The organism is Sphingomonas sp. FW306-1B-B10E, assembly GCF_058782005.1.
In genome coordinates this window covers 7,229-30,830 of the sequence record NZ_JBYSXG010000016.1, presented here as the reverse complement: position 1 = coordinate 30,830, position 23,602 = coordinate 7,229, and the positions used below count along the sequence as shown (strand labels likewise).

Here is a 23,602-nt window from a genome sequence, read left to right as displayed (position 1 = left end):
CAGTGGCGCAGCGTGCGCAGAGGAGCGCAGCCGTGCAACCGGTGTTTCGGAAGATGGGCGACATATGCAGCCGCAAGGGCGCTGTCAAGCGCTGCGGGCGTTCTCGCCGGAACCGAGTGCATACACGAACGTTGCGCGCGCGCCAAGCCGGGGCCGTCAACTTCCCTGAACCGGAATCGCGATCGTCGCGACCAGTCCCGGAGCGTTGTCGCCCAGCTCCAGCCGTCCGCCATGGAGCCGCGCGACCGATTCGACCAAGGCGAGCCCCAGCCCCGCCCCCGGCAGGCTGCGAGCCGAATCGAGCCGGCCGAAGCGGCTGAGCGCCTGTGCGCGGTCGGCCTCGGGAATGCCCGGGCCGCGATCGGCGACGATGAAACGGAGCTCGCCCGCCGAGAGCTCGAGCGACAGCTTCATGCCGCCCCCTGCCCCCGCATGGCGCAGTGCATTGTCGATCAGATTGGCGAGCGCCTGCGACAGCAATTCGCGGTGCAGCTTCACCTGCGGCGCCGGGCCCGTCGGCAAGGCGACCTCGAAGCCCAGACCGGCCTCTTCGGCGACCGGGGCGTAGAGATCGCCGATCTCCTCGATCAAAGCGGCGGGATCGTGCGGCATCAGCGCGTCGCGGGGCACGGCTTCGGACCGGCTGATCTCGAGCAGCACCGCGAGCATACGCATCACCAGGTCGGTCTCCGCGATCAGCCCGGCGAGAGCGACTTCGCGCTGGCGCGGCTGAGTCGCCGTGGCTGCGGCCTCGGCGCGAGCGCGCAGACGGGCGATCGGCGAGCGCAGATCGTGCGCGATCGAATCGGTCACCACGCGCAATTCGGCCATCAGCCGGTCGATCCGGTCGAGCATGCCGTCGATGCGCGAGGCGAGCCGATCGAAGGCGTCGCCGCCGCCCGCGCTGCCGACCCGGCGCGTGAGATCCCCGGCGGCGACGGCGTCGACGGCCCCGGCGATCCCGTCGAGGCGCCGTGTGACGTAGCGCGTGAGGACGAAGCCCGCGCCGACGCCGAGAACCAGCGACAGCAGGATCGCGAGCAGCAGCGCGCGCTCGATATTGCGCTGCGTCCGCTCCCAATCGTCGAGCAGCCGGCCGCTGACCAGCCACGCGCGGCCGAGCGGGCGGATCGAGATGCCCGCCTCCTGCCGTGCCCAATCGCCGCTGGTTCCCAGGGTCTCGATGTGGAACGCCTCGGGCGATGGCGCGAAAGCGAGCCGATCCGGGCCGACGCCCAGTCTGCGCACGCCGTCGCGATCGACCAGCATCGCCACCAGCGAATCGTCATCGGCCTGCGCGTCGGCGATCGACTGGGTGAGTGCCTGTACGCCGCCCGAACGGTAGACCGCGGCAAAGGCGTCGGTCTGTTGCGCGGTGTCGCGGCGGAGCGCCTCGATCGCGTCGTCATGCGTCTGCTGCCAGATCAAGCCGGCGAGCGCGAGGCTGGTGACCAGCGACAGCAGGACCGCGAGCAGCGCCAGCCGCGCGGTGATCGAGATTCGCATCAGCCGTCGAGCGACAGGCGATAGCCGGCGCCGCGCACGGTATGGAGTATCGGCGCGTCGAACCCTTCCTCAAGCTTGCGCCGCAGCCGGCCGATATGGACATCGACGACGTTCGAGCCCGGATCGAAATGATAGTTCCAGATCTTCTCGAGCATCATCGTGCGCGTGACGACCTGCCCGGCATGGCGGGCGAGGAATTCGAGCAGGTTGAATTCGCGCCCGCCGATCGCGATCGCGCGGCCCTGGCGCGCGACGCTGCGTGCCAGCAAGTCGATTTCGAGATCGCCGACGGTCAGCCGCGTGACCTGCGGCTCGGCAGCCGCCCCGTCGGCGCGGCGCAGCAGCGCCTCCACCCGCGCGAGCAGTTCGGCGAAAGAGAAGGGCTTGGTCAGATAATCGTCGGCGCCGGCGTGCAGGCCCTTGACCCTGTCGTCGACGGTGGCGAGTGCCGAGAGGATCAGCACGGGCGTGCGGATGTTCGCCGCGCGCAGCGCACCGAGCATCGCCAGGCCGTCGAGGCCGGGGAGCATGCGATCCGCGATCACCAGGTCGAAAATGCCCTCGGACGCGAGGAACAGGCCGTCGCGGCCGTCGCCGCACGTCTCCACGGCAAAGCCCGCCTCGTGCAGCCCCTTGGCGACATAGCCGGCTGCGGCGGAATCATCTTCGACTAGGAGGATCTTGCGGGTCATGTGCGGTCGTCCGGTCCAGGGTCTGGACCCTAAAACGCAGAACGGCCGGCGGGAAGAGGGGGTCTTCCGCCGGCCGTAAACGCCGATGTCAGGGCATGGCACCGGGTTTGGCGTAAGGGCTTACTTGGTCTTCTTGACCGTCGTCTCGGTGGTCTTGACGGTCTTGGCCGGCTTCGCAGCCTTGTGATGCTTGGCAACCTTGTGGTGCTTGGCGGCCGGCGCGGCAGCGGCGCTGGCGATCGTCGGCGCTGCGAGCATCGCGACTGCGGCGATCGGGAGCAGGGTGCGGGAAAGCTTCATCGAAATCCTCCGTGGAAGAAGGAGCCGGCGATCTACCGGCCCTGCACTCTTCCTACCGCTAGACGATTCACACGGTGGTGACGCCGGCATGAAGATTTCGTCATGAACGCCGGCGCTTCGCCGCCAGGACCACTGCGGCGCTGCCAAGCAGGATCGCGCCGACCATCCCGCCGATCGCGAGCATGCCGGTAGGCGTGACTTCGACTTCTGCCGTTGCGGCGAAGCGCTCCCCGAAGCGGAGCCGGGCGGCAGCGCGCTGGGGGATGGCGAGCGGCGTGGACGCGTCCTCTGCAGTCGACTTGGTCGGAACGATCTCGCTCGCCTTGGCCATGCCGCCGCTCCTTACCTCATGCCGTTACGCCGTAGCGTCTTGCCCGTCCAAGACCGCGGCGATCTGCGCGCCGACTTCGTCCATGTCGGCCATGCCGTCGACGCGCCGGACCAGTCCGCGCGCTTCGTAGAAGGGCAGGATCGGCGCGGTCTTGGCGCGATATTCCGCCATGCGGGTGCGCACCGTCTCGGCATTGTCGTCGGGGCGGCGCTTGAACTCGTGGGCACCGCAGACGTCGCAGGTTCCCTCGACCTTGGGCTGCTTGAAGCGGTCGTGATAGCCGGTGCCGCACTGCGCGCAGGTGAAGCGGCCGGTGATGCGCTCGACCAGCGCATCTTCGTCGACCTGGAGCTCGATGACGTAGTCGAGCTTGCGGCCGCGTTCGGACAGCAGGCTATCGAGCGATTCAGCTTGCGCTGCCGTGCGTGGATAGCCGTCGAAGATCGCGCCCTTCTGGGTGTCGGCCATGTCGAGCCGCTCGCCGATGATCCCCGAGACGATTTCGTCGGAGACGAGCTCGCCCGCCTCCATCACCGCCTTGGCCTTGACCCCGGTGGGGGTGCCGGCCTTGACCGCGGCGCGCAGCATGTCGCCGGTCGAGAGCTGGACCATGCCCCGCTCCGCCTCGAGGCGGCTCGCCTGGGTGCCCTTGCCCGCACCCGGAGGGCCCAACAGGATGATATTCACGCGGTAATCCCCGTCCCAAGCTGCGCGCTCAGCGCATGCGGCCCTTCAGCTTCGCCTTCTTGATCAGATCGCCATACTGGTGCGCCAGCAAGTGCGACTGGATCTGCGTAACCGTGTCCATCGTTACGTTGACCACGATCAGAAGGCTAGTGCCGCCCATCACGAACGGAATGCTCATCGCCGAGAACGCCCATTCGGGAACCAGGCAGATGATCGTCAGATAGGCCGCGCCGATCACGGTGATGCGGGTCAGCACGTAATCGAAATAGGTCTCGGTGTTCTTGCCCGGGCGGATGCCGGGGATGAACCCGCCATAGCGCTTGAGATTGTCCGCGGTCTCTTCCGGATTGAACACCACGGCGGTGTAGAAGAACGAGAAGAAGATGATGCCCGCCGCATAGAGCGACATGTACAGCGGCGAACCGTGGCGCAGCCAGGTGTTGAGGTTGATCACGAAATCGCCCCACGCGCTCTCGCCCGCGGTCATGTTGCCGGCGAACTGCGTGATCGTCAGCGGCAGCAGCAGCAGCGACGAGGCGAAGATCGGCGGGATCACGCCGGCGGTGTTGAGCTTGAGCGGCAGATGGCTGCGCTCGGCCTGGACGCCGCGCGCGGTCTGGCGCTTGGGATACTGGATCAGGATTCGGCGCTGCGAACGCTCCATGAAGCAGATGAACAGCACCAGCGCGGCGACGCCGACGAGGATCAGAATCAGGCGCAGCGGATCGATCGTGCCGGTGCGGCCGCTCTCGAACAGCTGGACGAGCGTGGTCGGCAGGCGCGCGACGATGCCCGCCATGATGATCAGCGAGATGCCGTTGCCGACGCCGCGGCTGGTGATCTGCTCACCCAGCCACATCAGGAACAGGGTGCCGCCGACCAGGCTGATCACCGCGCCGATGCGGAACAGCAGGCCCGGCTCGATGACGGCCTGAAGCCCCGAGCTCGCGCCGAAGCTCTCGAGCCCGACAGCGATGAAATAGCCCTGGACCGCGGTGAGTGCGACGGTGCCATAGCGGGTGTACTGGTTGAGGCGCTTGCGGCCGCTCTCGCCTTCCTTCTTGATCGCGTTGAGCTGCGGCGACAGCGAGGTCGCGAGCTGCACCACGATCGAGGCGGTGATGTACGGCATCACGCCGAGCGCGACGACCGACATGCGGTTGAGCGCGCCGCCGGTGAAGTTGTTGAAGAAATCGAGCACGCCGCCCGAGGTCTGCTGCGCGAGCAGGTTGAGCTGGGTAGGGTCGACGCCGGGAAGCGGCACATAGCTGAGCAGCCGGAACACGATCAGCGCGCCGAGGGTGAACCACAGGCGCTTCTTGAGTTCGGTCGCCTTGCCGAACTTCGACAAGTTGATGCTGGAGGCGAGTTGATCGGCTGCGGATGCCATGTTCGTTTATCGTCCCGGAAACAAAAGCGGCGGATGAGCGTTCGCCGCCCCCCGCCGCTCATATAGGTTGTCCAGTCTGGAGGACAATCTTGTTCCCCGGCGCAGGCCGGGGCCCAGTTGCGAGCGGCCCGATGCTGGACCCCGGCGTTCGCCGGGGGACAGCTTGGAATCAGCCCTGCTTGCCGGCCTTTTTGGCGGCAATCACCTTCTGCACCGAGCGGTGCTTGGCTGCATGCTTCTCGTGCGCCGGGACGATTTCGGGGATCGTGATCGAGCCGCCGGCCTTCTCGACCGCCTCGCGCGCCGACTTCGACGCACCAGCAACGGTGAAGTTGAGCTTCGCAGTCAGCTCGCCCTTGGCGAGGAGGCGGACACCGTCCTTGCCGCCGCGAGTCAGGCCCGCTGCGTTGAGCTCGGCCTGCGTGATGTCGGTCGCGGTCAGCTTGCCCGAATCGACTGCCTTCTGGATCGCACCGAGGTTCACCTCGGCATAGTCCTTAGCGAAGATGTTGTTGAAGCCGCGCTTCGGGATGCGCATGTGGAGCGGCATCTGACCGCCCTCGAAGCCGTTGATCGAGACGCCTTCACGGCTCTTCTGGCCCTTAACGCCGCGGCCGCCGGTCTTGCCCTTGCCCGAACCGATGCCGCGTCCGACGCGGATCTTGGAGGGACGGGCACCTGCATTGTCGCGGAGATCGTTCAGTTTCATGGTGTGCACTCGCTTTCGCTTTTGTCGCGCTGATGGAAAGGAAGCGGGGCGCATAGCGGCGGGATCGGGATTTGTCACCCCTTATGTTGGCTCGACTACGCAACCGAGACGAGGACGTCTCGTCCGTCCCAAATTGCACAGGCCCCGCTTTTTCGCTTCTATGCAAGGCGGCTAGGCATGGCTGGCCTATAGTGAACTGGGTACCGCCAGCCCTTGGAGTTCCAGTGTCGCATCGTGCCGCCCTACCCGCTCAGTCCAGGCCCGAAATCCGGGTTGCTAACGACGAAGGCCGCGCGCAGGCGTGATGAAAGTCCTCTTCTACCTCCCGGTCATCACCCGCTGGTGGTTTGACCATATCGTCGAACCGATGATGCGAGCCCTTGCCGAGGAATGCGAGATCTATGTGCTGGCACCCGCCCCTTGGCAGGGCACCGGCATCAGCCCGCGCGAACTCGAACGCTGCGTCGACCTGCCCGACATCCATTGGTGCATCATGGACGGCGAGGATCATCCAAGCACGCGCACGATACCCGAGTCGAAAGACGACATCATCGCCTGGGTGCGCGATCTCGCGCCCGATTACGTGCTTTGTCGCAGCGCGGACTATGAGACGATCCAAGCCTTTCCTGGGACGGTAAAGCTCATCATGGAAGGGCGGATCGAGCCCTTCGCCAATCCGACGAACTGGGTGGTCTTCGAGGATCGTCCGCTTGACCAAGGCCTGCTGCCTCCACTTTCGACCGATGCGCGCGAAAAATTGACGGAGATGATCGCCCCTGCCTGGGCGCGCCTCCGTGAAGAACACGCGATACGGCCAGGCGAGCGTGAGAAGGTGTTTGTCCGATGCGGCATCCCAACGGATCGGCCGATGCTGCTGGCTCCGCTGGAATACGAGCATCACGACAATTTCTTCACGATGCACAGCGCCCGGACCAGGCCCAACCATCGGCTGGTTGCCGAACTGGCTGAGCGCGTAGGCACCGCCTTCACCCTGGTAATCACCAATCATCCCGAGAACGATCGTCACGTCGACAGCGCGTCCCTCCTCGCTACGATCTCCGAGCTGAAGAATGTTGTTCTCGCGCCGCCGATCGTAGGCGGCCGACCCGCAACGCTGACCCTGGCGAAGCACGCGGACGGCATGATCCTGGGGGATTCGAAAACCTTTGCGCTCGGCGCCTTTTTCGGAAAGCCGATGCTGCGGCAGACGCGCTTCGAGAGCGGTGCGTGGCTGAAAAGCTACTTCGATTTTGATCGTTTCCTGACAGCCGTCATCGCGGGCAACGCGGAATCTCCATCGGCGGAAGACGCGCGTTTGTGGTTCGCATACTATATGGCGAACAACGTCTTCGATGCCGGCGCGACCGACATCAGCGCCGCCCAGATTTTCTCGCGCATGGAACGACCGGTCGACAGCGGCCGCTGGGAGGCGGGCATCGCGCGATTGAAAACCGCGATTCCCGCATTGTTCGCCTGATGTGGCGTCCGATACCGTAGCAGCGGCACTCGGGAACGCGGTGCGCGTGCTACCGGCTTTCCGCTGCTCACCGCGCAAACGAAAAGGGGCGGTAGTTCCCTACCGCCCCTTCCCTGTTTTCGCATGCGAAGTACGCGAAGGCTCAGCCCTCGACGACCTCGACCATATGCTGCACCTTGCGGATCATGCCGCGGACCTCGGGGCTGTCCTGCAGCTCCGAGACCTTGTGCATCTTGTTGAGACCGAGGCCGATCAGCGTCGCGCGCTGGTCCTTCTCGCGGCGGATCGGCGAACCGGTCTGCTTGATCTTGATGGTTGCCATGATCGATTACTCCGCGATCGCGGCCGCGTCGGCCTCGGCGGTCGACGAACCGCCACGGCCGAGCAGGTCGGCGATCTTCTTGCCGCGACGCTGCGCAACGCTCTTGGGCGAGGTCTGCTCGCCGAGCGCTTCGAAGGTGGCGCGGATCATGTTGTAGGGGTTCGATGTGCCGACCGACTTGGTGACGACGTCGGCGACGCCCAGGCTCTCGAAGATGGCGCGCATCGGGCCACCCGCGATGATGCCGGTACCCGCAGGCGCGGTACGCACCGTCACGCGGCCGGCACCGAAGTGGCCGTTGCCGTCATGATGCAGGGTGCGGCCTTCCTTCAGGGGAACGCGGACCATTGCCTTCTTCGCCGAAGCGGTCGCCTTCGAGATGGCTTCCGGCACTTCGCGCGCCTTGCCATGACCGAAGCCGACCCGGCCCTTGCCGTCGCCGACGACGACGAGTGCCGCGAAGCCGAAGCGCTTGCCGCCCTTCACGGTCTTCGAGACGCGGTTGATGTGGACGAGCTTTTCGATCAGCTCTTCGCCGCCATCGTCCTGCGCGCCGCGCGGGCCGCCGCGATTGTCGCGACCGCCACGGCCGCCGTCACGGCCACCGCGACCGCCGTCACGACCGCCGCCCGGGCCGCCACGGCCACGGCCACCGCCGCCGCCGCCGGGACCGCCGCGACCGCGACCGCCGCCCTGATAGCCGCCGTCCTGCGCCGGAGCGCCGGCCTCGACGGGAGCGCCTTCCGGCGTGTTGTTCTCGTCAGCCATCTTTAGAACTCCAGTCCGCTCTCACGAGCGGCATCGGCCAGCGCCTTGACGCGGCCATGATAGAGGAAGCCGCCGCGATCGAAGACGACCTGCGTCACGCCGGCGGCCTTGGCCGCCTCGGCGACGCGCTTGCCGACTTCCTGCGCCGCCGCGACGGTCGCGCCGGTCGTGCCGCGCACGGCCTTCTCGAGCGTCGAGGCAGAGGCGATGGTGCGGCCCTGCGCATCGTCGATCACCTGGGCATAGATGTGCTTGCCCGAGCGATGGATCGAAAGCCGGGGACGGCCACCAGCACGCGCACGCAGCGCGGTACGGTTGCGGCGACGACGCTTTGCGAAAAGCGAGAGACCCTTGGTGCTGATCACTTCTTCTTCCCTTCCTTACGGAAGATGAATTCGCCGTCGTACTTGATGCCCTTGCCCTTGTAAGGCTCGGGCTTCCGCCACCGGCGAATCTCGGCCGCAATCTGGCCGACCTTCTGCTTGTCGATCCCCGAGATCTCGACCGTGGTCTGATCGGGGGTCTTGATCTCGATGCCTTCCGGCACGTCGATGTTGACGTCGTGCGAATAGCCGAGCTGGAGCTTGAGCACCTTGCCCTGCGACGCGGCGCGATAGCCGACGCCGGTGATCAGGAGCTTCTTGGTGAAGCCCTCGGTCACGCCGGTGATCAGGTTCTGCACCATCGTGCGCTGCATGCCCCAAAAGGCACGCGCCGCCTTGGTGTCGTTCGCCGGCTGCACCGAGATGCCGCCGTCCTGGAGCTCGTACTTGATCTCGTCGCGCAGGGTGAGCGAGAGGGCGCCCTTGGGCCCCTTCACGTTCAGCACGCCGCCGTCGATCGAGGCGGTGACGCCTGCCGGCACGGTGACCGGCTTCTTGCCGATGCGGCTCATATCAGAAGACCTCCGCGAGCACTTCGCCGCCGACATTCTGCTCGCGCGCTTCCGCGTCCGAGAGAACGCCGCGCGGCGTCGAGACGATCGTGATGCCGAGGCCGTTGCGGATCCGGGGCAGTTCCTGCGAACCCGAATAGACCCGGCGGCCGGGCTTCGAGACGCGCGCGACGTGCTTGATCGCCGGCTGGCCCTCGAAATACTTCAGCTCGATGCGGATGCCCGCGGCGGGGCCCATCTGCTCCTCGCTATAGCCACGGATGTAGCCTTCGCGCTGGAGAACATCGAGAACGCGTGCGCGCAGCTTCGACGCCGGGGTCAGGACGGAGTCCTTCTTGGCGCGCTGCCCGTTGCGGATGCGGGTGAGCATATCACCCAGGGGATCGGTCAAAGCCATCTCGTAGTCCTTACCAGCTCGACTTCGTGACGCCGGGGATCAGGCCCTTGTTGGCCAGATCGCGCAGCATGACGCGTGCGAGACGGAACTTGCGGTAATAGGCGCGCGGGCGGCCGGTGATCTCGCAACGGTTGCGAATGCGGGTCGGGTTACCGTTCCGCGGAATCTCGGCCATCTTCAGCCGCGCGATGAGGCGCTCGGTATCGTCCAAGCTCTCGTCGTTCGCGGTCGCCTTGAGCTTCGCATACTTGCCGGCGTACTTCTTCACCAGCTGCTTGCGACGCTCGTTCTTGTTGATGGAACTCAGTTTCGCCATGACTTAAGTTCTCTTTCCCTTACGCTGCCTGCTTCGCTTCGCCGTCCGCATTTTCCTGCGGGAACGGGAAACCGAAGAGACGGAGAAGCTCGCGAGCCTCCTCGTCGGTCCTGGCGGTGGTGGTGACGATCACGTCCATGCCGCGGATCTTGTCGACCTTGTCATAGCTGATCTCCGGGAAGATCAGCTGCTCCTTGAGGCCGCAGGCATAATTGCCACGGCCGTCGAACGACTTCGGGTTGAGGCCACGGAAGTCGCGAACGCGCGGCAGCGCGATCGTGATGAAACGGTCGAGGAACTCGTACATCCGCTCGCGGCGCAGGGTGACCTTGCAGCCGATCGGCATGCCTTCGCGCAGCTTGAACTGCGCGATCGACTTCTTCGCCTTGGCGATGACGGGCTTCTGGCCGGCGATGAGCTCCATCTCCGACGCGGCCTGCTCGACCTTCTTCTTGTCCTGGGTGGCCTCACCGACGCCCATGTTCAGCACGATCTTCGAGATCTGCGGAACTTCCATGACGTTCTTGTAGCCGAACTTCTCGCTCATCGCCTTGGCGATGCTGTCGTCGTACAGCTTCTTGAGGCGCGGGGTATACTTATCAGCCACTGATGACCTCCCCGGTCTTGACCGCAACGCGGACCTTCTTGCCATCGCGCTCTTCGAAGCGGACGCGGGTCGCCTTGCCGTCGGCGGTCACGTGCGCGACCTTAGAAATGTGCAGCGGGGCTTCCGAACGCTTCAGCCCGCCCTGGGGATCGCCCTGGCTCGGCTTGGTGTGGCGCACCGCGACATTGATACCCGAGACGACGACCTTGCCGTCCTTGGGGAGCGACTTGACGACCTCACCGGTCCGTCCCTTGTCCTTGCCGGACAGGACGATGACCTGGTCGCCCTTCTTGATCTTGGCAGCAGCCATCACAGCACCTCTGGCGCGAGCGAAATGATCTTCATGAAGCCGCGCGAACGCAGCTCGCGAACCACCGGCCCGAAGATACGAGTGCCGATCGGCTCCTCGTTCTTGTTGACCAGCACCGCGGCATTGCCGTCGAAGCGGATCACCGAGCCGTCGTTGCGACGGACATCCTTGGCGGTGCGGACGATGACCGCGCGATGCACGTCACCCTTCTTCACCTTGCCGCGGGGAGCAGCTTCCTTGATGCTGACGACGATGACGTCGCCCACGCCGGCGAAGCGACGCTTCGACCCGCCCAGCACCTTGATGCACTGCACCCGCTTCGCGCCGCTGTTATCTGCGACGTCGAGATTGGACTGCATCTGGATCATCGATCCGGTTCCTTCTCGTTTGGCCTGCCGGGACCCAGGGCCCGGTGGTTCCAGTTAAACTCTCGGGCGAAAGCCCTTATGCGGCGTCGCTCGTGACCGGGGTCGCGTGGGTGTTGACCCGCTCGATCACCTTCCACGTCTTGAGCTTCGAAATCGGCGCGATCTCCTCGATGCGCACGGTCTCGCCCTCGCGATACTCATTGCCCTCGTCATGGGCATGGTACTTCTTCGAACGACGGATGATCTTGCCGTAGAGCGGGTGCTTCACCTTACGCTCCACCAGCACGACGACCGTCTTGTCGCCCTTGTCGGAAACCACGTTCCCGGTCAGCACGCGCTTCGGCATGGTCTCTTCCTTACTTCGCTTCCGAGCGCGAACGCTCGGACTGCAGCGTCTTGATACGGGCGATGTCGCGACGGACTTCCTTGACCCGGCTCGACTTCTCGAGCTGGCTGGTCGCGGCCTGGAAGCGCAGGTTGAACGCCTCGCGCTTCAGGTTGCCGAGCTCTTCGCCCAGCTGGTCGTCGGTCTTCGCACGAAGATCGGTAGCCTTGGTCATTTGATCAACCCTCCAGGTGCGAGGTGTCGCCGAGACGGGCGACGACCTTGACCTTGATCGGCAGCTTCATCGCGGCGCGGCTGAATGCTTCCGCTGCGAGCGGGCCGGGAACACCGTCCAGCTCGAACAGGATGCGGCCGGGCTTGACGCGGGCTGCCCAATATTCCGGCGAACCCTTGCCCGAACCCATGCGGACTTCGGCAGGCTTCGACGACACGGGAACGTCGGGGAACACGCGGATCCACAGACGGCCCTGACGCTTGATGTGACGCGTGATCGCGCGGCGAGCCGCCTCGATCTGGCGTGCGGTGATCCGCTCGGGCTCCATTGCCTTCAGGCCGTAGGAGCCGAAGTTCAGCGAGGTGCCGCCCTTGGCATCGCCATGGATGCGGCCCTTAAAGGCCTTGCGGAACTTGGTGCGCTTCGGTTGCAGCATGGTCTCTAGTCCTTAGCGGCGGTCGTCGCGCGCGGGGCGCACGCCGGAGGTCTGAGCCTCCATGTTGAGCCGGTCCTGCGCCATCGGATCATGGCCGAGGATCTCGCCCTTGAAGATCCAGACCTTGACGCCGCACACGCCATAAGCGGTGTGGGCCTGGGCCTCGGCATAGTCGAGGTTGGCGCGCAGCGTGTGCAGCGGCACCCGGCCCTCGCGATAGCCTTCCGAACGCGCGATCTCCGCGCCGCCGAGACGGCCGCCGCAAGCGACGCGGATGCCGTCGGCACCCAGGCGCATCGCCGACTGGACGGCGCGCTTCATGGCGCGGCGGAACGCGATACGGCGCTCGAGCTGATCGGCGATGCCCTGGGCGACGAGCTTGGCGTCGACTTCAGGCTTGCGGATCTCGACGATGTTCAGCGACACGTCCGAGCTGGTCATCGCGCCGAGCGTCTTGCGCAGCTTCTCGATGTCCGAGCCCTTCTTGCCGATGATCACGCCGGGGCGTGCAGCGAAGATCGACACGCGGCACAGCTTGGCCGGACGCTCGATCACCACCTTGGAGATCGCGGCCTGAGGCAGCGTCTTCAGGATGTACTGGCGGATCTTGAGATCCTCGATGAGGAGGCGGCCGTAATCGGCGCCTTCCGCGAACCAGCGGCTGTCCCAGGTGCGGTTGATCTGCAGGCGCAGACCGATCGGGTTGCTCTTGTGACCCATTATGCTTCTTCCTGCTCGCGGACGACGATGCGCAGACGGCTGAACGGCTTCAGGATGCGGGTGGACTTGCCACGCCCGCGGGTCGCGAAGCGCTTCATCGTGATCGACTTGCCGACCGACGCCTCGGCGACGACGAGCGCGTCGACATCGAGGTTGTGGTTGTTTTCCGCGTTGGCGATCGCCGAGGCGAGCACCTTGCGCGCGTCGACTGCCATCGCCTTGGTGGAGAACTGAAGGATGTTCAGCGCGTCACCGGCCTTGCGGCCGCGGATGAGGCCCGCGACGAGGTTCAGCTTCTGCGCCGAACCGCGGATCTGGGTGGCAACGGCCAGCGCTTCCTTGTCGCCGACCTTGCGGGGTGCCTGAGGCTTGGACATTAGCGCTTACCCTTCTTGTCGGCGGCGTGGCCGGGGAAGAAGCGGGTCGGCGCGAATTCGCCGAGCTTCATGCCCACCATGTCCTCGTTGACCGACACCGGGACGAACTTGCGGCCGTTATAGACGTTGAAGGTCAGGCCGACGAAATCGGGCAGGATCGTCGAGCGGCGCGACCAGGTCTTGATCGGCGCACGCGCGTTGGTCTCCTGCGCGGTCTGCGCCTTCTTCAGGAGGTGAAGGTCCACGAACGGACCCTTCCAGACGGAACGAGCCATCGCTTAGCCCTTCTTCTTCGCGTGACGGCTACGGATGATCATCTTGTCCGTCGCCTTGTTGTGGCGGGTGCGCGCACCCTTGGTCGGCTTGCCCCACGGGGTGACCGGGTGGCGGCCGCCCGAGGTTCGGCCTTCACCACCGCCGTGCGGATGGTCGACCGGGTTCTTCGCGACACCGCGGGTCAGCGGGCGGATGCCCTTCCAGCGATTGCGGCCGGCCTTGCCGAGATTCTGGTTCTGGTTGTCGGGGTTTGAGACCGCGCCGACCGTCGCCATGCAATTGCCGTGGATGTAGCGCTGCTCGCCCGAGTTGAGGCGGACGATGACCATGCCGCGGTCACGACCGACGACCTGGACATAGGTGCCTGCCGAACGCGCGATCTGGCCGCCCTTGCCCGGCTTCATCTCCACATTGTGGACGATGGTGCCGACCGGCATCGAGCCCAGCTCCATGGCGTTGCCCGGCTTCACGTCGGTGCGCTTGCCCGCGATCACCTTGTCGCCAACGGCGAGGCGCTGCGGTGCGATGATGTAGGCGACGCGGTCCTTACCGGCCTCATCGGCGCCGTAGTTCACGAGCGCGATGAAGGCAGTGCGGTTGGGATCGTATTCGATCCGCTCGACGGTGCCCTCGACGTCCCACAGGCGACGCTTGAAATCGACGATGCGATAGCGCTGCTTGTGACCACCGGCGATGCCGCGCGAGGTCACGTGACCCTTGTTGTTGCGGCCACCGGTCTTGGTCTTGCCCTCGGTGAGGGACTTGACCGGACGGCCCTTGTACAGGCTCGAACGGTCGATCAGGATCAGGCCGCGGACGCCAGGCGACGTCGGGTTATAATTCTTGAGTGCCATTACGAATTGACCCCCGAGGTCACGTCGATCTGCTCACCGTCGGCGAGCGTCACGATTGCCTTCTTCATGTCGGAGCGCTTGTAGGGAGCACCCTTCCAGCGCTTGGTCTTGCCCTTCTGGACGATCGTGTTGACGCCGGTCACCTTGACGTTCCAAAGCGCCTCGACGGCGGCCTTGATCTCAGGCTTGGTGGCGTCGCCGGCGACCTTGAACACAACCGCGTTGTGCTCCGAGACGAGCGTCGACTTCTCGGTGATGTGCGGCGCGACGATCACGTCATAATGACGGTTGTCGATCGCTTCCTTCTGCTTCTTAGCCATTGAAGCGCGCCTCCAGCTTCTCGACGGCAGCGCGGGTCAGGACCAGCGTGTCGCTCTTCAGGATGTCATAGACGTTGGCGCCCTGGGCCGGCAGCACGTTCACCGTGTGCAGGTTGCCGGCGGCCAGCGCGAAGCTGTTCTCGACGGCGTCGCCGTCGATCACGAGCGTCTTCTTGCCGAAGTTCAGCGTCTCCAGGCTACCGAGCAAGGTCTTGGTCTTGCTGTCGGCGACCGCGAGGCTGTCCATGACGATCAGCGAGCCAGCCTTGGCATGGCTCGAAAGCGCCATCTTGAGGCCGAGTGCGCGGATCTTCTTGTTCAGCGACGGATTGAAGTCGCGGACGCGGGCGCCGTGCGCCTTACCACCGCCGATGAACACCGGGGCGCGGCGATCGCCGTGACGGGCGGTACCGCCGCCCTTCTGGCGACCGAACTTCTTGCCCGAGCGGGCGACGTCAGCGCGCTCGCGCGTGCCACGGGCCGTCTCGCGGCGCTTCTCGAGCTGCCAGGTGACCACGCGGTGCAGGATGTCGGCGCGCGGATCGAGGCCGAAGACCTCGTCGTTGAGCTCGATGTCCGCAGCGTTCGCCTTGGCGTCGAAGGATTGAACCTTGACCTTCACGTTCAGCCCTCCTGGCCTTCGGTCGCCTCGGGAGCCTCGACCGTGTCGGCCGGGGTTTCCGCGGGAGCGGTGTCGTTGTTGTTGGCGACCTGCTTGATGCCGGCCGGGAACGGTGCGTCGGCGTGGCGCGCGACCTTCACCGAGTCCTTGACGAACAGCCAGCCGCCCTTCGAGCCAGGGACCGAGCCCTTGACGAAGATCAGGCCGCGCTCGACGTCGGTTCCGACGATCTCGAGGTTCTGCTGGGTGCGGTACTTGTCGCCCATGTGGCCGGCCATCTTCTTGTTCTTGAAGACCTTGCCCGGATCCTGGCGCTGACCGGTCGAACCGAGCGAGCGGTGCGAGACCGAGACGCCGTGGGTGGCGCGCAGACCGCCGAAGCCCCAGCGCTTCATGCCGCCGGCGAAACCCTTACCCTGGGTGCGACCCTGAATGTCGACGAACTGGCCGGCGACGTAGTGGTCGGCCGAGATCTCGGCGCCCACTTCGAGCAAGCCGTCCGCGTCGACGCGGAATTCATGGACAACCGCCTTGGGCTCGACTTCGGCCTTGCCGAAGTGGCCCCGCTGCGGCTTGGCGACATTCTTGCTCTTCGCCGAGCCGGCGCCGAGCTGGACGGCGGTGTAGCCGTCACGATCTTGTTCGCGAACCGAGACGACCTGAACGCCTTCGAGCGCCAGAACGGTGACCGGCACGTGGCGGCCGTCGTCCTGGAACAGGCGGGTCATCCCCAACTTCTTCGCGATCACGCCAGTGCGCATGATCTTGTGCTCCTATGCATAGGCACCCTCGGGACCATTCCCTCGGGTGCGTGCTTCAACCCAAAATTCGATGCGAGCCCCCGTCTGGGCTGAGTTCCGGATCAAGTCCGGAACGACGGGGGACGCAGACCCGGGCAAGCCCGGCGGTATCCCATCTCGTAATTGAGTGCGCCTCGGCGCTCTCACGCTCCTTGCGTCGGATCGAGACCGATCCTGTCGAGGAACCAGCGAATCTCCTTAGCGGAGAATCGCGAATCTCGTGTGGAGGCGGCGCATTACGCCAGCTTGATCTCCACGTCAACGCCGGCGGCGAGGTCGAGCTTCATCAGCGCATCGACCGTCTGCGGGGTCGGCTGGACGATGTCGAGCATGCGCTTGTAGGTGCGCGTCTCGAACTGCTCGCGCGACTTCTTGTCGATGTGCGGGCCGCGGTTGACGGTGAACTTGTCGATGTGCGTGGGCAGCGGGATCGGACCACGGATGAGAGCGCCGGTGCGACGCGCGGTGTCGGCGATGTCGCCGGCAGCCTGATCGAGCACGCGATGATCGAACGCCTTGAGGCGAATGCGGATATTCTGCGTTTCCATGGGTCCTACCGATGCGAAAGAGCGGGTCGCGCGAAACGCGACTCTTGCTGTTGAACTTCAAACTGGAGGCGGGCCCTTACCGGCGACTGGGCGGGTTGGCAAGCCCCCTGCTCGATTTCGATCATTGAAATGCGACGGCGCGAGACCGCCCCCTTGCCTTCAATGTGGTGACGCATCGCCCGCCCGCGTCGACATTTCCGCCATCATCGCCTCGATGGCCGCCAGCGCCGCCTCGGGCTCCGGCAACCCGAAGAGGTCGATTTCCCGCACCCGTCCCCGGCGCTGCGAGGTGAGGCCGACCCAGCCTTTATCGGCGTCCACCAACATCGCCTCGATCAGTTCGGCCCCATCGATCTGGCGGTAGATGACACCCCTATTTGGCGACAACCAGACGATCCGGCGATCGGTGACGATCATCGACCCGAATACGTCCCGCACCCAGTCCAGCATGGCTCCTGATCCGGCGACGAGGGCCGGGAGAATCCAGAAACAGAAGGCACAAACGGGAAAGCCTAGCCAGAATAGGCCCATACGTAGCGTGGCGCTGCCGGAGAAGCTCCACCACGCCCAGCGGGCGCATAGCATCGGCACGACCACCGCCACGGCAATCGCAGCGGCCCGCGGCCACGACAGCGTGCGCAGGCCCGGCCGCGCCTGCCACAAGGGCCGTTCGTCGGCCTCCAGCATTTCTAGGGCTCGACTATCTCGCGTACGAGGGCGCCAGGCGTCGCGAAATCCGGCATGGACGGTAAGGAGAACCAGACCGAGCACGCCGATACCCAGCGGCACCAGGACCACGCGGGCGGCGGCAACCGGAATCTCGAATCGCTGGCCGCCGACCCGCAGCCAAGCGCGACCGCCGCCGTCGATCGCACCGATCAGGAACAATATCGCGAATAGCAGGAAAGGTATCGCAATCGTGGCGACCATCAGGAGACGCGCACCTCTTCCCGTACCAAGCCTCGGACCAGGTGTCTCTCTCCGCAACCTGCCCTCCCCTTCGCGCCGGCGTTTCGCGCCGAATATCATAAACGAAAAGCCCGGCCTCCCCTGGGGGAGGCCGGGCTCTCGAACGCAGCCTTTTAGAAGGCGAAGCTTACTTCTGGATCTCGGCAACGACGCCTGCACCGACGGTGCGGCCGCCTTCGCGGATCGTGAAGCGCTGGCCGACGTCCATGGCGATCGGCGCGATGAGCTTGATGCCCAGCGCGACGTTGTCGCCCGGCATGACCATCTCGGTGCCCTCGGGCAGCTCGATCGTGCCGGTCACGTCGGTGGTGCGGAAGTAGAACTGCGGACGATAGTTGGCGAAGAACGGCGTGTGACGGCCACCCTCGTCCTTCGACAGCACGTACACTTCCGACTTGAAGTCGGTGTGCGGCTTGATCGAGCCCGGCTTGGCGAGAACCTGGCCACGCTCGACCTCTTCACGGCCGACGCCGCGGATCAGCGCGCCGATATTGTCGCCGGCCTGGCCCTGGTCGAGCAGCTTGCGGAACATTTCGACGCCGGTGACGGTGGTCTTGCGGACCGACTCCTGGATGCCGACGATCTCCACTTCCTCGCCGACCTTGACGATGCCGGTCTCGACGCGGCCGGTGACGACCGTGCCGCGGCCCGAGATCGAGAACACGTCTTCGATCGGCATCATGAACGGCTTGTCGAGCGGACGCTCGGGCTGCGGGATCGACTCGTCGACCGCCGACATCAGCGCGAGGATCGCTTCCTTGCCGAGCTTGTCGTCCGAACCCGAGAGCGCGGCAGTCGCCGAACCACGGATGATCGGGATGTTGTCGCCGTCGAACTCGCGCTTGCTGAGCTCTTCACGGATTTCCATCTCGACCAGCTCGAGGATTTCCTCGTCGTCGACCAGGTCGACCTTGTTGAGGAAGACGACCATCGTCGGCACGCCGACCTGACGGGCGAGCAGGATGTGCTCCTTGGTCTGCGGCATCGGGCCGTCGGTCGCGGCGACGACGAGGATCGCGCCGTCCATCTGCGCCGCGCCGGTGATCATGTTCTTCACATAGTCGGCGTGGCCCGGGCAATCGACGTGCGCGTAGTGACGCGAATCGGTCTCATACTCGACGTGCGCGGTCGAGATCGTGATGCCGCGCTCGCGCTCTTCCGGAGCCTTGTCGATGTTGGCGAAGTCGACAGCTGCGTTGCCCTGGACGTTCTCCGCCAGGATCTTCGTGATCGCTGCGGTCAGCGAGGTCTTGCCGTGATCGACGTGACCGATGGTGCCGATGTTGAGGTGCGGCTTGTTCCGCTCGAATTTTGCCTTCGCCATTGGTTTCCTACCTTCTAGATCAATTTCGCGGCCGGTCAGGGCGCCACGCGAACGCGGCCCCTTAACGACTCATTTCAAGTTGCGCCAGCCCTAGCGCGAAGCGCGTTAGGCCAACTTCGCCTTCACTTCGTCGGCCACATTCGGCGGCACTTCGTCATAATGCGAGAACTGCATGCTGTACTGCGCGCGGCCCTGCGTGAACGAGCGGAGCTGGTTCACATAGCCGAACATGTTGGCCAGCGGCACCATCGCCTCGACCGTCTGCGCGTTGCCGCGGCTGTCGGTGCCCTGGATCTGGCCACGGCGGCTGTTGATGTCGCCGATGACGTCGCCGAGATAATCCTCGGGGGTGACGACCTCGACCTTCATCACCGGCTCGAGCAGCTTGATCCCCGACTTCTGCGCCGCTTCGCGCATCGCGCCGCGGGCAGTGATTTCGAAGGCCAGTGCCGACGAGTCGACGTCGTGGTACGCGCCGTCATACAGCAGGACTTCGAAGTCGATGATCGGGAAGCCTACCAGCGAACCCGTCTCGGCGGTTTCGCGGAAGCCCTTCTCGATCGCCGGAATATATTCCTTCGGGATGTTGCCGCCCTTGACTTCGTCCTTGAAGACGAAGCCCGAACCGCGCTCGCCCGGAGTCAGCTTGACCTTGACCCGGCCGAACTGGCCGGTGCCGCCCGACTGCTTCTTGTGCGTGTAGTCGATGTCGACCGGCTTCGCGAGATATTCGCGATACGCCACCTGCGGCGCGCCGACATTCGCCTCGACCTTGAACTCGCGCTTCATGCGGTCGACCAGGATCTCGAGGTGGAGCTCGCCCATCCCCTTGATGATGGTCTGGCCCGATTCGTGATCGGTCGTAACGCGGAACGAGGGATCCTCGGCGGCCAGGCGGTTGAGCGCGATGCCCATCTTCTCCTGGTCGGCCTTGGTCTTCGGCTCCACCGACAGCTCGATCACCGGCTCGGGGAATTCCATCCGCTCGAGGATGATCGGGTTCGCCGTGTCGCACAGCGTATCGCCGGTCGTGGTCTCCTTGAGGCCCGCGATCGCGACGATGTCGCCCGCACGCGCCTCGTCGATGTCCTCACGCGAGTTCGCGTGCATGAGGAGCATACGGCCGATCTTCTCTTTCTTGTCCTTCACCGAGTTCAGGTACGAACCCTTGGTGAGGGTGCCCGAATAGATGCGGGCGAAGGTGAGCGAGCCGACGAACGGATCGTTCATGATCTTGAACGCGAGCAGCGAGAGCGGCGCCGTGTCCGAAGCCGGACGCGAATCCGGGGTCTCGCCGTCGAGCTTCACGCCCTGAACGTCGGGAATGTCGAGCGGCGAAGGCAGATAGTCGACGACAGCGTCGAGCAGCGGCTGCACGCCCTTGTTCTTGAACGCCGAGCCGCACAGGATCGGCACGAACGCCATCTCGAGCGTGCCCTTGCGGATCAGCTTCTTGAGGTCGGCGGTCGACGGCTCGTTGCCCTCGAGATACGCCTCCATCAGGGCATCGTCCTGCTCGACGGCCATCTCGATCAGGTCGCTGCGATACTTGGCGGCCTTTTCCTTCAGATCGTCAGGAATTTCGGCATATTCGAACTTCGCGCCGAGCGACTCTTCGAGCCAGATGATCGCGCGGTTCTCGACCAGGTCGACCAGGCCCTTGAAGCCGCCTTCCTCGCCGATCGGCAGGTACAGCACCGCCGGACGCGCGCCGAGGCGCTCGACGATCGTATCGACGCAGAAATAGAAGTTCGCACCGGTGCGATCGAGCTTGTTGACGAAGCACATCCGCGGCACGCCGTACTTGTCGGCCTGGCGCCACACGGTTTCCGACTGCGGCTCGACGCCGGCAACGCCGTCGAAGCAGGCGACCGCACCGTCGAGCACGCGCAGCGAACGCTCGACTTCGATGGTGAAGTCGACGTGGCCAGGGGTGTCGATGATGTTGATAAGGTGCTCTTCGCCCTTGCCCTCTTCGGCGCGCCACTTGCACGTCGTAGCGGCGGACGTGATCGTGATCCCGCGCTCCTGCTCCTGCTCCATCCAGTCCATCGTCGCGGTGCCTTCGTGCACTTCGCCGATCTTGTAGGACTTGCCGGTGTAATAGAGGATGCGCTCGGTCGTCGTCGTCTTGCCGGCGTCGATGTGCGCCATGATGCCGATATTGCGGTAACGCTCGAGCGGATGGCTGCGGGCCATGATGTTCTCCAATGCCGACTGGGCGGCGCCTGAAACTGTGTCTGGGCCAATTCCCAACCCGTTCGGGCTGAGCTTGTCGAAGCCCTGTACTTCCTTCTTCCGGAGAAGAAGTGCAGCCCTTCGACAAGCTCAGGGCGAACGGTGATTGGGGTGAGAGCCGAAACTCCCACCCCATGTAGGTATTAAAATTACCAGCGGTAGTGGCTGAAGGCGCGGTTCGCTTCGGCCATACGATGGGTGTCTTCGCGCTTCTTGACCGCATTGCCGCGGTTGTTCGAGGCGTCGAGAAGCTCGCCCGAGAGGCGAGCCGACATGGTGTGCTCGCTGCGGTTGCGGGCCGACGAGATCAGCCAGCGGATCGCGAGTGCCTGGGCACGCTCCGGACGAACTTCGACGGGAACCTGGTAGGTCGCACCGCCGACGCGGCGCGAACGGACCTCGATGCCCGGCTTGATGTTGTTGAGCGCGTCATGGAACACGCCGATCGGCTCGCGCTTGGCGCGCTGCTCGACGGTCTCGAGCGCCGAATAGACGATGTTCTCGGCGACGGACTTCTTGCCGTCCAGCATCACCGAGTTCATGAACTTCGAAAGGACCTCATCCCCGTACACGGGATCAGGCAGGATTTCCCGCTTTTCGGGACGACGACGACGAGCCATCTGATATCTTCCTTCTAAACTTCAGCCGTGAATGGTCGAATGCTCGACCGGCTTACTTCGGACGCTTAGCGCCGTACTTGGAACGCGACTGGCGGCGATCCTTCACACCCTGCGTATCGAGCACGCCGCGAAGGACGTGGTAGCGAACGCCGGGAAGGTCGCGCACGCGGCCGCCGCGGATCAGGACCACCGAGTGTTCCTGAAGATTGTGGCCCTCGCCCGGAATGTACGAAATGACTTCGCGCTGGTTGGTCAGGCGGACCTTCGCAACCTTGCGGAGTGCCGAGTTCGGCTTCTTCGGGGTCGTGGTGTAGACACGGGTGCAGACGCCGCGCTTCTGCGGGTTCTGCTCCATCGCAGGGACCTTCGACTTGGCCTTCTGCGGTTCGCGGCCCTTGCGGACCAGCTGGTTGATCGTTGGCATGAAGCCCTTCACCTTTGCGTTACCGGATGATCCGGCGGTTACTTTGCTGGAGCCCAGACTCTACAGAATACGAAAAGGCCCCGGGTGTCTGCGACCCCCCGGGCCATTGCGTCTCCAGCAACGTTCAGCTCTTTGTTCTCCGAGTCTTGCGGCCCATGGGCCCCACGCAGAACGGTGGCGCCTATAGCGGCGGTGGCATGGCCGGTCAATGGGTGCCGGAGGATAACCCGGCGTCAACTCTAGGCGGGCTAACCCTCGCCAGATGCCCCTACTCTCTCGCCATGGCGCCGTCACGCAGCCGATGCGCGCACGGCTTGCGCCGGCGCTGCTCGCATTCGCTGCGACGCTGCTGCTCGGCGCGGTCGAACTACGCATTGCGCCGAACTGGCGCTGGGCCGAGTCGCCGGCGCTGCTGCCCGCGGTCGGGATCGTGTTCGCGAGCGCCGCCGGATTGCTCGCCTGCCATCTCGCGCTGTCGAGCGTCGCGCCGCGGCAAGGCTGGTCGGCGAGCGCCCTCCCCGCGGCGCTGACCGCCGCCGCGCTGCCGGGACTCGGTACCGCGGCGCTGTTCCTCCCGCTGATGATCGCGACCTATGCCGCGTTGTGCCGGTCCCAGCTGCGGATGCTCGCGCTGGTGGGCCTCGGAGGCATCGGCATCGCATTGGTCGCGGCAGGGTTGGATAGTCCCGTTCTCCACCTCATCGCCGCGCTGGGGCTACTCGCCGCCGCGGCGTTGCACCTCGGCTGCGCTGCGCGTCCGGCGGTCAACGACAACGCCCGTAACCCGGCATTCACTGCGTTTTGGAGTCTGCCGGAAGCGCCGGTTCGTGGTACGAACCCGCGGACTTCGAATCCCGTCTTGGGGGAGTGAGCTTGTGTTCAGCAATAAGGGCCGCGACGAACGAACTCCGGCATCGGGCCAGGGCAATAGCCGAAGCCGCGGCATGTTCTCGGTGATCGGTCCCGACATGGCAGTGACCGGTGATGTTCGCGCCACCGCCGACCTCCATATCGACGGCACGATCGAGGGCGACGTGACCTGCGGCAATCTGGTGCAGGGCGCGGAGAGCCGCATCCACGGCGGCGTGACCGCCGATTCCGCGCGGATCGCAGGGTCGATCGAAGGCAGCGTCCAGGTCAAACACCTCGTCGTCGAGCCGTCGGCGCGGATCATCGGCGACGTCGAATATGAGGACATTACGATCGAGAATGGCGGGCATGTCGAGGGCCGGCTCAAGCGCGTCGGCGCCGAGGCGACCGGCCCGCGCGCGATCCCCGACCTGACGCGGGAACAGGCGGCGTAAGGACTGACGAGGTTCAACCTATTCATCCCTCTCCCCTTGATAGGGGAGAGGATAGCGAAGCTTGGCAGCTTGCTGCCTAGCGCAGCTTGGTGAGGGGTAGAGCGGCGCAACGCGCCGCGGGGGGGGGGGGGGGCG

35 protein-coding genes are annotated in these 23,602 nt (G+C 65.2%); 3 read left to right on the top strand and 32 right to left on the bottom strand.

Annotated elements, in window-relative coordinates; genetic code table 11:
* Positions 1-156: 156 nt before the first annotated feature.
* The 7 genes from AC3WJI_RS08490 to rplO all read right to left on the bottom strand — a co-directional run bounded on the left by AC3WJI_RS08490 (position 157) and on the right by rplO (position 5,615).
* Positions 157-1,506: a sensor histidine kinase gene (locus AC3WJI_RS08490; protein WP_492756819.1), complete on the bottom strand. Its 1,350-nt coding sequence runs from the start codon at positions 1,504-1,506 to the stop codon at positions 157-159.
* Positions 1,506-2,198, bottom strand: a complete 693-nt coding sequence (locus tag AC3WJI_RS08485; RefSeq protein WP_492756818.1) for a winged helix-turn-helix domain-containing protein — start codon at positions 2,196-2,198, stop codon at positions 1,506-1,508. Before AC3WJI_RS08485 ends, AC3WJI_RS08490 begins: the two co-directional genes overlap by 1 nt.
* Before the next feature lie 120 nt (positions 2,199-2,318).
* Positions 2,319-2,498 carry a hypothetical protein gene (locus tag AC3WJI_RS08480; protein WP_492756817.1) on the bottom strand — a complete coding sequence of 60 codons (180 nt, stop codon included), beginning with the start codon at positions 2,496-2,498 and terminating at the stop codon, positions 2,319-2,321.
* 100 nt (positions 2,499-2,598) lie between these two features.
* On the bottom strand, positions 2,599-2,829 hold the full coding sequence (locus tag AC3WJI_RS08475) for a hypothetical protein (protein ID WP_492756816.1): 231 nt from the start codon (positions 2,827-2,829) through the stop codon (positions 2,599-2,601).
* Positions 2,830-2,853: 24 nt separating this feature from the next.
* On the bottom strand, positions 2,854-3,516 hold the full coding sequence (locus tag AC3WJI_RS08470; RefSeq protein WP_492756815.1) for an adenylate kinase: 663 nt from the start codon (positions 3,514-3,516) through the stop codon (positions 2,854-2,856).
* A gap of 28 nt (positions 3,517-3,544) precedes the next feature.
* Positions 3,545-4,906 carry a preprotein translocase subunit SecY gene (secY, locus tag AC3WJI_RS08465; protein WP_492756814.1) on the bottom strand — a complete coding sequence of 454 codons (1,362 nt, stop codon included), beginning with the start codon at positions 4,904-4,906 and terminating at the stop codon, positions 3,545-3,547.
* A 169-nt stretch (positions 4,907-5,075) separates the two neighbouring features.
* Positions 5,076-5,615 carry a 50S ribosomal protein L15 gene (gene rplO, locus AC3WJI_RS08460; RefSeq protein WP_492756813.1) on the bottom strand — a complete coding sequence of 180 codons (540 nt, stop codon included), beginning with the start codon at positions 5,613-5,615 and terminating at the stop codon, positions 5,076-5,078.
* A 304-nt stretch (positions 5,616-5,919) separates the two neighbouring features.
* On the opposite strand from rplO, the gene AC3WJI_RS08455 reads away from it, so the two are divergent.
* Positions 5,920-7,092 carry a hypothetical protein gene (locus tag AC3WJI_RS08455; RefSeq protein ID WP_492756812.1) on the top strand — a complete coding sequence of 391 codons (1,173 nt, stop codon included), beginning with the start codon at positions 5,920-5,922 and terminating at the stop codon, positions 7,090-7,092.
* A gap of 142 nt (positions 7,093-7,234) precedes the next feature.
* Here the strand turns inward: AC3WJI_RS08455 and rpmD are convergent, their stop codons facing one another.
* The 25 genes from rpmD to rpsL all read right to left on the bottom strand — a co-directional run bounded on the left by rpmD (position 7,235) and on the right by rpsL (position 22,163).
* Positions 7,235-7,414, bottom strand: a complete 180-nt coding sequence (rpmD, locus tag AC3WJI_RS08450; protein WP_492756811.1) for a 50S ribosomal protein L30 — start codon at positions 7,412-7,414, stop codon at positions 7,235-7,237.
* A 6-nt stretch (positions 7,415-7,420) separates the two neighbouring features.
* On the bottom strand, positions 7,421-8,182 hold the full coding sequence (gene rpsE, locus AC3WJI_RS08445; protein WP_492756810.1) for a 30S ribosomal protein S5: 762 nt from the start codon (positions 8,180-8,182) through the stop codon (positions 7,421-7,423).
* Between the two features lie 2 nt (positions 8,183-8,184).
* Complete coding sequence (gene rplR, locus AC3WJI_RS08440) at positions 8,185-8,544, bottom strand: 50S ribosomal protein L18 (RefSeq protein WP_492756878.1); 360 nt, start codon at positions 8,542-8,544, stop codon at positions 8,185-8,187.
* Positions 8,544-9,077, bottom strand: coding sequence for a 50S ribosomal protein L6 (gene rplF, locus AC3WJI_RS08435; protein ID WP_492756809.1), 534 nt, complete (start codon positions 9,075-9,077; stop codon positions 8,544-8,546). The genes rplR and rplF overlap by 1 nt, the downstream gene beginning before the upstream one ends.
* A 1-nt stretch (position 9,078) precedes the next feature.
* Entirely contained in the window at positions 9,079-9,474 is a 396-nt protein-coding gene (rpsH, locus tag AC3WJI_RS08430; RefSeq protein ID WP_100283871.1) for a 30S ribosomal protein S8, read from the bottom strand.
* Between the two features lie 10 nt (positions 9,475-9,484).
* Positions 9,485-9,790: a 30S ribosomal protein S14 gene (gene rpsN / locus AC3WJI_RS08425; RefSeq protein ID WP_492756808.1), complete on the bottom strand. Its 306-nt coding sequence runs from the start codon at positions 9,788-9,790 to the stop codon at positions 9,485-9,487.
* Positions 9,791-9,809: 19 nt separating this feature from the next.
* Positions 9,810-10,397 carry a 50S ribosomal protein L5 gene (gene rplE / locus AC3WJI_RS08420; protein ID WP_492756807.1) on the bottom strand — a complete coding sequence of 196 codons (588 nt, stop codon included), beginning with the start codon at positions 10,395-10,397 and terminating at the stop codon, positions 9,810-9,812.
* Positions 10,390-10,707: a 50S ribosomal protein L24 gene (rplX, locus tag AC3WJI_RS08415; RefSeq protein ID WP_492756806.1), complete on the bottom strand. Its 318-nt coding sequence runs from the start codon at positions 10,705-10,707 to the stop codon at positions 10,390-10,392. The genes rplE and rplX overlap by 8 nt, the downstream gene beginning before the upstream one ends.
* The gene (gene rplN / locus AC3WJI_RS08410; RefSeq protein WP_306096157.1) at positions 10,707-11,075 is read right to left on the bottom strand and encodes a 50S ribosomal protein L14; all 369 of its coding nucleotides are present in this window, start codon (positions 11,073-11,075) and stop codon (positions 10,707-10,709) included. The genes rplX and rplN overlap by 1 nt, the downstream gene beginning before the upstream one ends.
* 76 nt (positions 11,076-11,151) lie before the next feature.
* Positions 11,152-11,421 (bottom strand): 30S ribosomal protein S17, encoded by a 270-nt coding sequence (rpsQ, locus tag AC3WJI_RS08405; protein ID WP_492756805.1) that lies wholly within the window; start codon positions 11,419-11,421, stop codon positions 11,152-11,154.
* A gap of 10 nt (positions 11,422-11,431) precedes the next feature.
* The gene (gene rpmC, locus AC3WJI_RS08400; protein ID WP_492756804.1) at positions 11,432-11,635 is read right to left on the bottom strand and encodes a 50S ribosomal protein L29; all 204 of its coding nucleotides are present in this window, start codon (positions 11,633-11,635) and stop codon (positions 11,432-11,434) included.
* Between the two features lie 4 nt (positions 11,636-11,639).
* Entirely contained in the window at positions 11,640-12,071 is a 432-nt protein-coding gene (rplP, locus tag AC3WJI_RS08395; RefSeq protein ID WP_317226769.1) for a 50S ribosomal protein L16, read from the bottom strand.
* Between the two features lie 12 nt (positions 12,072-12,083).
* Positions 12,084-12,791, bottom strand: coding sequence for a 30S ribosomal protein S3 (rpsC, locus tag AC3WJI_RS08390; protein WP_492756803.1), 708 nt, complete (start codon positions 12,789-12,791; stop codon positions 12,084-12,086).
* Positions 12,791-13,168, bottom strand: a complete 378-nt coding sequence (gene rplV, locus AC3WJI_RS08385; protein ID WP_037566464.1) for a 50S ribosomal protein L22 — start codon at positions 13,166-13,168, stop codon at positions 12,791-12,793. The genes rpsC and rplV overlap by 1 nt, the downstream gene beginning before the upstream one ends.
* On the bottom strand, positions 13,168-13,443 hold the full coding sequence (gene rpsS, locus AC3WJI_RS08380; protein ID WP_066797106.1) for a 30S ribosomal protein S19: 276 nt from the start codon (positions 13,441-13,443) through the stop codon (positions 13,168-13,170). Before rpsS ends, rplV begins: the two co-directional genes overlap by 1 nt.
* Positions 13,444-13,446: 3 nt before the next feature.
* Positions 13,447-14,298 (bottom strand): 50S ribosomal protein L2, encoded by an 852-nt coding sequence (rplB, locus tag AC3WJI_RS08375; RefSeq protein ID WP_492756802.1) that lies wholly within the window; start codon positions 14,296-14,298, stop codon positions 13,447-13,449.
* On the bottom strand, positions 14,298-14,618 hold the full coding sequence (locus AC3WJI_RS08370; protein ID WP_056611720.1) for a 50S ribosomal protein L23: 321 nt from the start codon (positions 14,616-14,618) through the stop codon (positions 14,298-14,300). Before AC3WJI_RS08370 ends, rplB begins: the two co-directional genes overlap by 1 nt.
* A complete protein-coding gene (gene rplD / locus AC3WJI_RS08365; RefSeq protein WP_492756801.1) occupies positions 14,611-15,240 on the bottom strand; it encodes a 50S ribosomal protein L4 in 630 nt (209 codons plus the stop codon). The genes AC3WJI_RS08370 and rplD overlap by 8 nt, the downstream gene beginning before the upstream one ends.
* A 2-nt stretch (positions 15,241-15,242) precedes the next feature.
* Positions 15,243-16,001: a 50S ribosomal protein L3 gene (rplC, locus tag AC3WJI_RS08360; RefSeq protein ID WP_492756800.1), complete on the bottom strand. Its 759-nt coding sequence runs from the start codon at positions 15,999-16,001 to the stop codon at positions 15,243-15,245.
* Between the two features lie 275 nt (positions 16,002-16,276).
* Positions 16,277-16,588, bottom strand: a complete 312-nt coding sequence (gene rpsJ, locus AC3WJI_RS08355; RefSeq protein WP_010545719.1) for a 30S ribosomal protein S10 — start codon at positions 16,586-16,588, stop codon at positions 16,277-16,279.
* A 159-nt stretch (positions 16,589-16,747) separates the two neighbouring features.
* Positions 16,748-17,518, bottom strand: coding sequence for a hypothetical protein (locus tag AC3WJI_RS08350; RefSeq protein ID WP_492756799.1), 771 nt, complete (start codon positions 17,516-17,518; stop codon positions 16,748-16,750).
* Positions 17,519-17,684: 166 nt separating this feature from the next.
* Positions 17,685-18,881, bottom strand: a complete 1,197-nt coding sequence (gene tuf, locus AC3WJI_RS08345) for an elongation factor Tu (protein WP_492756798.1) — start codon at positions 18,879-18,881, stop codon at positions 17,685-17,687.
* A 105-nt stretch (positions 18,882-18,986) separates the two neighbouring features.
* Positions 18,987-21,080: an elongation factor G gene (gene fusA, locus AC3WJI_RS08340; RefSeq protein ID WP_492756797.1), complete on the bottom strand. Its 2,094-nt coding sequence runs from the start codon at positions 21,078-21,080 to the stop codon at positions 18,987-18,989.
* Between the two features lie 188 nt (positions 21,081-21,268).
* Positions 21,269-21,739, bottom strand: a complete 471-nt coding sequence (gene rpsG / locus AC3WJI_RS08335) for a 30S ribosomal protein S7 (protein ID WP_306096115.1) — start codon at positions 21,737-21,739, stop codon at positions 21,269-21,271.
* 52 nt (positions 21,740-21,791) lie between these two features.
* Complete coding sequence (rpsL, locus tag AC3WJI_RS08330) at positions 21,792-22,163, bottom strand: 30S ribosomal protein S12 (RefSeq protein ID WP_029936467.1); 372 nt, start codon at positions 22,161-22,163, stop codon at positions 21,792-21,794.
* 301 nt (positions 22,164-22,464) lie between these two features.
* On the opposite strand from rpsL, the gene AC3WJI_RS08325 reads away from it, so the two are divergent.
* Positions 22,465-23,034, top strand: a complete 570-nt coding sequence (locus AC3WJI_RS08325; RefSeq protein ID WP_492756796.1) for a hypothetical protein — start codon at positions 22,465-22,467, stop codon at positions 23,032-23,034.
* 4 nt (positions 23,035-23,038) lie between these two features.
* Positions 23,039-23,467: a bactofilin family protein gene (locus tag AC3WJI_RS08320; RefSeq protein ID WP_492756795.1), complete on the top strand. Its 429-nt coding sequence runs from the start codon at positions 23,039-23,041 to the stop codon at positions 23,465-23,467.
* The last annotated feature ends 135 nt before the right edge of the window (positions 23,468-23,602 follow it).

Excerpts from the sequence above, each read along its gene's own strand:
- rplO (WP_492756813.1), bottom strand. The coding sequence starts at position 5,615 with ATGAAACTGAACGATCTCCGCGACAATGCAGGTGCCCGTCCCTCCAAG.
- AC3WJI_RS08350 (WP_492756799.1), bottom strand. The coding sequence starts at position 17,518 with ATGGTCGCCACGATTGCGATACCTTTCCTGCTATTCGCGATATTGTTC.
- rpsS (WP_066797106.1), bottom strand. The coding sequence starts at position 13,443 with ATGGCTCGTTCCGTCTGGAAGGGTCCGTTCGTGGACCTTCACCTCCTG.
- AC3WJI_RS08455 (WP_492756812.1), top strand. The coding sequence starts at position 5,920 with ATGAAAGTCCTCTTCTACCTCCCGGTCATCACCCGCTGGTGGTTTGAC.
- rplV (WP_037566464.1), bottom strand. The coding sequence starts at position 13,168 with ATGTCCAAGCCTCAGGCACCCCGCAAGGTCGGCGACAAGGAAGCGCTG.
- rpsQ (WP_492756805.1), bottom strand. The coding sequence starts at position 11,421 with ATGCCGAAGCGCGTGCTGACCGGGAACGTGGTTTCCGACAAGGGCGAC.
- AC3WJI_RS08370 (WP_056611720.1), bottom strand. The coding sequence starts at position 14,618 with ATGGCTAAGAAGCAGAAGGAAGCGATCGACAACCGTCATTATGACGTG.
- AC3WJI_RS08475 (WP_492756816.1), bottom strand. The coding sequence starts at position 2,829 with ATGGCCAAGGCGAGCGAGATCGTTCCGACCAAGTCGACTGCAGAGGAC.
- rplF (WP_492756809.1), bottom strand. The coding sequence starts at position 9,077 with ATGAGCCGCATCGGCAAGAAGCCGGTCACCGTGCCGGCAGGCGTCACC.
- secY (WP_492756814.1), bottom strand. The coding sequence starts at position 4,906 with ATGGCATCCGCAGCCGATCAACTCGCCTCCAGCATCAACTTGTCGAAG.
- rplP (WP_317226769.1), bottom strand. The coding sequence starts at position 12,071 with ATGCTGCAACCGAAGCGCACCAAGTTCCGCAAGGCCTTTAAGGGCCGC.
- AC3WJI_RS08480 (WP_492756817.1), bottom strand. The coding sequence starts at position 2,498 with ATGAAGCTTTCCCGCACCCTGCTCCCGATCGCCGCAGTCGCGATGCTC.
- rplX (WP_492756806.1), bottom strand. The coding sequence starts at position 10,707 with ATGGCTGCTGCCAAGATCAAGAAGGGCGACCAGGTCATCGTCCTGTCC.
- AC3WJI_RS08490 (WP_492756819.1), bottom strand. The coding sequence starts at position 1,506 with ATGCGAATCTCGATCACCGCGCGGCTGGCGCTGCTCGCGGTCCTGCTG.
- AC3WJI_RS08325 (WP_492756796.1), top strand. The coding sequence starts at position 22,465 with ATGCGCGCACGGCTTGCGCCGGCGCTGCTCGCATTCGCTGCGACGCTG.
- rplC (WP_492756800.1), bottom strand. The coding sequence starts at position 16,001 with ATGCGCACTGGCGTGATCGCGAAGAAGTTGGGGATGACCCGCCTGTTC.
- rplN (WP_306096157.1), bottom strand. The coding sequence starts at position 11,075 with ATGATCCAGATGCAGTCCAATCTCGACGTCGCAGATAACAGCGGCGCG.
- rpsG (WP_306096115.1), bottom strand. The coding sequence starts at position 21,739 with ATGGCTCGTCGTCGTCGTCCCGAAAAGCGGGAAATCCTGCCTGATCCC.
- fusA (WP_492756797.1), bottom strand. The coding sequence starts at position 21,080 with ATGGCCCGCAGCCATCCGCTCGAGCGTTACCGCAATATCGGCATCATG.
- rpsC (WP_492756803.1), bottom strand. The coding sequence starts at position 12,791 with ATGGGTCACAAGAGCAACCCGATCGGTCTGCGCCTGCAGATCAACCGC.
- rpmD (WP_492756811.1), bottom strand. The coding sequence starts at position 7,414 with ATGGCAACCATCAAGATCAAGCAGACCGGTTCGCCGATCCGCCGCGAG.
- AC3WJI_RS08485 (WP_492756818.1), bottom strand. The coding sequence starts at position 2,198 with ATGACCCGCAAGATCCTCCTAGTCGAAGATGATTCCGCCGCAGCCGGC.
- rpsL (WP_029936467.1), bottom strand. The coding sequence starts at position 22,163 with ATGCCAACGATCAACCAGCTGGTCCGCAAGGGCCGCGAACCGCAGAAG.
- rpsE (WP_492756810.1), bottom strand. The coding sequence starts at position 8,182 with ATGGCTGACGAGAACAACACGCCGGAAGGCGCTCCCGTCGAGGCCGGC.
- rpsJ (WP_010545719.1), bottom strand. The coding sequence starts at position 16,588 with ATGGAAACGCAGAATATCCGCATTCGCCTCAAGGCGTTCGATCATCGC.
- rplB (WP_492756802.1), bottom strand. The coding sequence starts at position 14,298 with ATGGCACTCAAGAATTATAACCCGACGTCGCCTGGCGTCCGCGGCCTG.
- tuf (WP_492756798.1), bottom strand. The coding sequence starts at position 18,881 with ATGGCGAAGGCAAAATTCGAGCGGAACAAGCCGCACCTCAACATCGGC.
- rpmC (WP_492756804.1), bottom strand. The coding sequence starts at position 11,635 with ATGACCAAGGCTACCGATCTTCGTGCGAAGACCGACGACCAGCTGGGC.
- rpsH (WP_100283871.1), bottom strand. The coding sequence starts at position 9,474 with ATGGCTTTGACCGATCCCCTGGGTGATATGCTCACCCGCATCCGCAAC.
- rpsN (WP_492756808.1), bottom strand. The coding sequence starts at position 9,790 with ATGGCGAAACTGAGTTCCATCAACAAGAACGAGCGTCGCAAGCAGCTG.